This is a genomic window from Achromobacter sp., from assembly GCF_057314935.1.
This window is the reverse complement of the sequence record NZ_DBHKZA010000161.1, coordinates 1-5,202: the sequence shown is the minus strand read 5'-3', so window position 1 is coordinate 5,202 and position 5,202 is coordinate 1. Positions and strand designations below refer to the sequence as shown.

Sequence of the window (5,202 nt, the reverse complement as noted above, 5' to 3'; positions counted from 1 at the left end):
TGCCACACGCACCTGGTGTTCGGCGGCAACCGCAGCGTGGAATTCGAACAGCGCCTGCAGGGCGTGGACTACGCCACGATCGCGGCGCAAGGCGGCGGCATCGCCAGCACCGTGCGCGCCACGCGCCAGGCCTCCGAAGACGCGCTGTACGCCAGTGCGCGCCGGCGGGCCTTGCACCTGTTGGGGGACGGCGTCACCACCCTGGAGGTCAAGTCCGGCTACGGGCTGGACTTGCCCAACGAACGCAAAATGCTGCGGGTGGCGCGGCGCCTGGGCCATACGCTGCCGCTGACGGTCCGGGCCACCTGCCTGGCCGCGCATGCCTTGCCGCCCGAGTATGCCGGGCGCGCCGACGATTACATTGACGAAGTGGCCCGCCGCATCCTTCCCGTGTTGGCGGCCGAAGGCCTGGTCGACGCGGTCGACGCGTTCTGCGAGCATCTGGCGTTCTCGCCGGAACAGGTAGAGCGCGTGTTCAAAGCCGCGGCGCATCTGGACCTGCCGGTCAAGCTGCATGCCGAGCAGCTGTCTTCCTTGCACGGGGCCACGCTGGCGGCGCGCTACGGCGCCCTGTCGGCGGACCACCTGGAATACCTCACGGAAAGCGATGTCGTGGCGATGGCCGGAGCCGGCACCGTGGCCGTGCTGCTGCCGGGCGCCTTCTACGCGCTGCGCGAAACCCAGTTGCCACCGTTGGATCTGCTGCGCCGGCACGGCGTGCCGATTGCAATCTCCACCGACCTGAACCCCGGGACCTCGCCCGTGCTGTCATTGCGGCTGATGCTCAGCATGGCCTGCACCCTCTTTCGGATGACGCCCGAAGAGGCGCTGGCGGGCGTCACGACGCATGCGGCCCGCGCCTTGGGGTTGCAGGCGACCCACGGCGTGCTGGCTGAGGGCAGGGTCGCGGACTTCGTGGCATGGGAGGTCGCGCATCCGTCGGAACTGGCGTATTGGGTCGGTGGCGATCTGCCCAAGCGCATCGTCCGGCATGGCGCCTGGGTGGATGTGGCCGCCTTGTCTTGAACGGCGCCGGATTCGGACCAATAGGCGTCCGATCCGGACCTGATGCGGTGCGGCCGCGCCATTGGGCGTCGCGGCGTTCTACGATGCTGGCGGAAGGCGCCCGATGGCGGGCGCGCGAAGACGACAGCGTGGAGGAAACGTATGCGGATCTGCATGATGGAGGGGCCGGTGGACCTGGCGCCGGAAGGCGCCACCTGGGAGGGCATCGCCGATCGCATCAGCGAACTGGCGCCCGACCTGCTGGTCACCAACGAGATGCCGTTCGGCCCGTGGCTGGCGGCGCTGCCCGACTATGACGCGGCGCTGGCGGCCGAGTCGGTGCGCATCCACGAGGCCGGGCTGGCGGCGTTGGCGGCGTTGGACGTGCCCGCCATCGTGTCGTCGCGTCCGGTGCCGGCTGCAGACCGACTGGCCAACGAAGCCTTCGCCTTGCAGGGCGGGCGATATACCCGGTTGCATCACAAGCAGTATTTCCCGCAGGAACCGGGTTTTTTCGAAGCCACGTGGTTTGAACCTGCGCTGGCGGGCTTCGACGTTGTCGAGGTGGGCGGCATCCGCCTGGGCGTGCAGTTGTGCACCGAGCTGATGTTCAACGAGCGCGCGCGCCGCTATGGCCGCGACGGCGCTGAACTGATCGTGGTGCCGCGCGCAAGCGGCGCTTCCATTGGGCGCTGGATGACGGCGGGCGCGATGGCCGCGCTGGTGTCCGGCTGTTATGTCGTCAGTTCCAACCGGGCAGGCCGCACGGCCGACGGGCAGGTGTTCGGGGGGCGCGCCTTCGCCTTCCAGCCCGACGGCGAGCCGCTGGCTCAGTCGACCGACAGCGAATCGATCGTGGTGATCGACGTGGACCCGGCCCGGTCGCGGGCGCAGCAGGCGCTGTACCCGTGCTACGTGCGGGAATGACGCGGAATCCGGCGCGGGCGCCGGCCGGCGCCCGCGTGCATGGCGGGTTCAGGCGGTGATCGCCAAGACGCGCGGGTCCTGGGTCAACGCGGGCAGCCGGAATGCGCTGACGGCGCCCTGCAGCCGCTGCGCCTGCGTCTCCAGCGAAGACGCGGCCGCCGCGGCTTCTTCGACCAGGGCGGCGTTCTGCTGCGTCACCTGATCCATCTGGTTCACGGCCGTGTTCACCTGATCGATGCCGGTCACCTGTTCCTGCGACGCGGTCGCAATCTCGCTGACCAGCAGCGTCAGGCGTTCGATGGTCGCCAGGATCTCCTCCATCGTGCGGCCGGCGGCTTCGACCTGTGCCGACCCGGCCTGCACGGTGGCGCCCGATGCGCTGAGCAATTGCTTGATCTCTTTGGCCGCGCCCGCGCTGCGCTGTGCCAGCGAGCGCACTTCGGCGGCTACGACCGCAAAGCCCTTGCCCTCTTCACCGGCCCGGGCTGCTTCCACCGCCGCGTTCAGCGCCAGGATGTTGGTCTGAAAGGCGATGCCGTCGATGACGCTCACGATGTCTTCGATCCGGCCGGCGTCCTGCGCGATCTCGCGCATGGTGCTCACCGCCTCTTTCACCGCGTGGCCGCCACGTTGCACCACGTCGCTGGCAACGGCGGCCATCTGGTTGGCCTGGCGGGCGTTTTCGGCGTTGCTGGTCACGGTGGACAGCAGTTGTTCCATGCTGGCGGCCGTCTGCTCCAGGGACGCCGCCTGCTGTTCGGTGCGGCTGGACAGGTCCTGGTTGCCAGCGGCGATCTCGCTGGATCCGGCATGGATCTCGACCACGCCGTCGCGCACCGCGTGGACCGTACGCACCAGGCTGGCCTGCATTTCCTGCAGGTAGGGAACGAGTTGGCCGGCGCAGTTGCGGCCATAGGGCGCGATGGGCGTGGTCAGGTCGCCGCCGGCGATACGGCGGAAATGGTCCTTGATCGTCTCCAGCGGCCGCCGCACGAACGTCACGACGTAGCGGTCGCCGAGCACCAGCAGCAACAGGCAGATGGCCAGCACGATGCCCATGCCGATGTAGGCATGCTGGCGCTTGGCGGCGGCGTCGTCCCACAGCTGGATTTCACGCTGCTTGGCGTAGGCCTCGTAGTTCTCGATGCTTTTGCCGAAGGCACGGCTGGCCGTCACGACGGCGCTGGCGGCGTGCGCGCGGGCGCGCGTGATGTCACCCGCCTCCAGGTGCTGGCGCTGGACCGCGATGCCGCCGGTGACCAGGGCGTCGAAGCTCGCTTGCATGGGGTCCAGGAGGGCGGCCGGGGCGTCTTTGCGCGCCAGTGCCACAAATGCCGTTTGCTGCCGCCGGGCTTCGTCCAGCGCGGCGTCGATGCTGCGGCCTTCTTCCGCCGCCTGGGCGGTCTGGCCCGCGCTGGCGTATTCCAGCTGGCGCGACAGCCGCAGCCGCGCGCGCATGACCTGATCGTTGACCCGGGACAGGGCGGAGACTTCGTGAAGGAGTTCGTTGCTGGCGGCGAGCGCTTCGCCGGCGCTATGCAGTCCGTTGACGCTGATGGCCGACAGGCCGGTGAGCAAGGCGCTGATCATGAGCAGGGTGCACAGGATCATGCGGCGGATGGTGATGTCTTTCAAGAACTGTGTCATGCGAGTCGTATCCCTGATACAGCGAGTGCTGCATCGACAACAACGACCCGGCTTCAGCGATATTTAGCCGCTGTTTCACAACTTACGAATATATCGGCTCGATCGCAGAATATATCGAAAAATCACGCAACAATGTTGCTTGTTAGCGCTTTCACGTGTTGAAACGCAAGCGGGAAAAACTGGCGATGCAGGCCAGCGCGGCGCACAGGCCGCCAAGCCACAAGGCGGCGATCGCACCATGTGTGGAGGACACGTGGAAGCACGCGGCCACCAGCGCGGCGCCGCTGGCCTGGCCCAACAGGCGCACGGTGCCGATCATGCCGCTGGCGCCGCCGGCCCGCGAGGCGGGCGCCGACGTCATGATGGCGCGCAGGTTGGGCGATTGGAAAAAGCCGAACCCCGCGCCGCAGATGGCCATGCGCCACGAGATGTCCCACACCGACGGCGCCGCGGGCATCAGGGCCAGCAGTACCAGCCCCAAGGCCAGCAGCGCCAGGCCGATGCCGCCCAGGATGCCCGCCGGATAGTGGTCGGACATGCGCCCGGCGATCGGCGCCATGATGGCGACCACGACCGGCCAGGGCGTGATCAGGAAACCCGTATGCACCTGGCTGTAGCCCAGCACGGACTGGAACAAAAAGGGCAGCGACACGAACGCCAGCGCCTGGGCGGCGAAGGCGCAGACCGCCGTGGCGGCCGACAGCGCGAACAAGGGCCGGCGCAGCAAGTCCACGGCCAGGATCGGCGCGGGGTGGCCGGCCTGGCGGCGCATCAGCAGCCATAGGCTGGCGATGGCGCCACCCCATTCCAGCGTCACGCGCGGCCAGGGCGCGCCATGCGCCAGTTCATTGGACCCCAGCACGAACAGGCCCAGCGTCAATGCGCACAGCAAGGCGGCGATGCCGTCGAAACCGTGCGGGGCGCGCGCCGTCTCCGGCAGGCCGCGCAGGGCCAGCACGGCGGCCACGATGCCGATGGGCACGTTGATGAGGAACAGCCAGTGCCAGGACCCCAGCAGCAGGATGGCGGACGCCGCGGTGGGGCCAGCCGCGAACGACAGGCCGACCACCATCGCGTTCAGGCCCAGCCCGCGGCCGAGCATGTGCGAGGGATAGATAAAGCGCAGCAGCGCTCCGTTCACGCTCATCACGCCGGCCGCGCCCAGGCCTTGCAGGATCCGCGCCACCACCAGCGCTGGCAGGGACGGCGCCAGCCCGCAGGCCAGCGACGACACGACGAACATCACCAGCCCCACGATATAGACGCGCCGATGGCCCAGGATCTCGCCCAGCGCCGCAGCGGGCAGCAGTCCGGCCACCATGGCCAGCTGATAGCCGCTGATGACCCAGATCGACCCCGCGTCGCTGGCCTGCAGATCACGCGCGATGGTGGGCAACGCCGTGTTGGCGATGGCCGTGTCCAAGCTGGCCATGCAGACCGCCAGCATCACGGCCAGCAGCGCGCCTAAACGCTCGGAAGCAGGCAAACCGGCACCGGCCGGATAGACGGTATTGCGGGAGAACGAGAGCATGGGGGCGTGGAACGGGCGAGGCGTCCGGGCGGTGCGTCCGGAATCAGGAGGACTGATTCTAATGCCGCATCGGGATTCAACGCTTCGTCAGC

General features: G+C 68.6%; 4 protein-coding genes. 2 read left to right on the top strand and 2 right to left on the bottom strand.

What is annotated here, in order from left to right; genetic code table 11:
* Positions 1-1,026 (top strand): imidazolonepropionase (gene hutI, locus ACO6D5_RS29460; RefSeq protein WP_485827350.1); only part of this gene is annotated, 1,026 nt, incomplete at its 5' end.
* A 141-nt stretch (positions 1,027-1,167) separates the two neighbouring features.
* Positions 1,168-1,932 (top strand): carbon-nitrogen hydrolase family protein, encoded by a 765-nt coding sequence (locus tag ACO6D5_RS29455; protein WP_485827349.1) that lies wholly within the window; start codon positions 1,168-1,170, stop codon positions 1,930-1,932.
* A 48-nt stretch (positions 1,933-1,980) separates the two neighbouring features.
* Here ACO6D5_RS29455 and ACO6D5_RS29450 read toward each other — a convergent pair whose 3' ends face one another.
* Positions 1,981-3,579: a methyl-accepting chemotaxis protein gene (locus ACO6D5_RS29450; RefSeq protein ID WP_485827348.1), complete on the bottom strand. Its 1,599-nt coding sequence runs from the start codon at positions 3,577-3,579 to the stop codon at positions 1,981-1,983.
* Positions 3,580-3,730: 151 nt separating this feature from the next.
* Positions 3,731-5,110, bottom strand: coding sequence for an MFS transporter (locus ACO6D5_RS29445; protein ID WP_485827347.1), 1,380 nt, complete (start codon positions 5,108-5,110; stop codon positions 3,731-3,733).
* Positions 5,111-5,202: the final 92 nt, after the last annotated feature.

What these genes read in the sequence shown, in the direction of transcription:
- ACO6D5_RS29455 (WP_485827349.1), top strand. Translation starts at nt 1,168, where the DNA reads ATGCGGATCTGCATGATGGAGGGGCCGGTGGACCTGGCGCCGGAAGGC.
- ACO6D5_RS29450 (WP_485827348.1), bottom strand. Translation starts at nt 3,579, where the DNA reads ATGACACAGTTCTTGAAAGACATCACCATCCGCCGCATGATCCTGTGC.
- ACO6D5_RS29445 (WP_485827347.1), bottom strand. Translation starts at nt 5,110, where the DNA reads ATGCTCTCGTTCTCCCGCAATACCGTCTATCCGGCCGGTGCCGGTTTG.